The organism is Azospirillum tabaci (assembly GCF_014596085.1).
GTDB classification, from domain to species: Bacteria; Pseudomonadota; Alphaproteobacteria; order Azospirillales; family Azospirillaceae; genus Azospirillum; species Azospirillum tabaci.
In genome coordinates this window covers 1-526 of record NZ_JACCJY010000095.1, presented here as the reverse complement: position 1 = coordinate 526, position 526 = coordinate 1, and the positions used below count along the sequence as shown (strand labels likewise).

Sequence of the window (526 nt, the reverse complement as noted above, 5' to 3'; positions counted from 1 at the left end):
AGGATCAAGCGTCTGAAGGGCATCTGGTGGATGCCTTGGCACTGAGAGGCGATGAAGGACGCAGCACGTTGCGATAAGCCATGGGGAGCCGCGAGCAGGCTTTGATCCGTGGATTTCCGAATGGGGCAACCCACCGCGCAAGCGGTATCCTCACCTGAATCCATAGGGTGGGGAGGCGAACCCGGCGAACTGAAACATCTAAGTAGCCGGAGGAAAGGACATCAACCGAGACTCCGCTAGTAGTGGCGAGCGAACGCGGACCAGGCCAGTGGTTGGACCGACATAACCGGAAGCGTCTGGAAAGGCGCACCAGAGCGGGTGATAGTCCCGTACGGGTAAACCAGGTTCAATCCTCGAGTAGGGCGGGGCACGTGAAACCCTGTCCGAACATGGGGGGACCACCCTCCAAGCCTAAGTACTCCTCAGTGACCGATAGTGCACCAGTACCGTGAGGGAAAGGTGAAAAGCACCCCGACGAGGGGAGTGAAACAGTTCCTGAAACCGGATGCCTACAAGCAGTCGGAGC

General features: G+C 58.7%; 1 rRNA gene. It reads left to right on the top strand.

Features of this window, described 5'->3' with window-relative positions:
* Window positions 1–2 precede the first annotated feature (2 nt).
* Window positions 3–526: ribosomal RNA gene (locus H0B54_RS29415) — 23S ribosomal RNA — on the top strand; the annotation flags it as partial.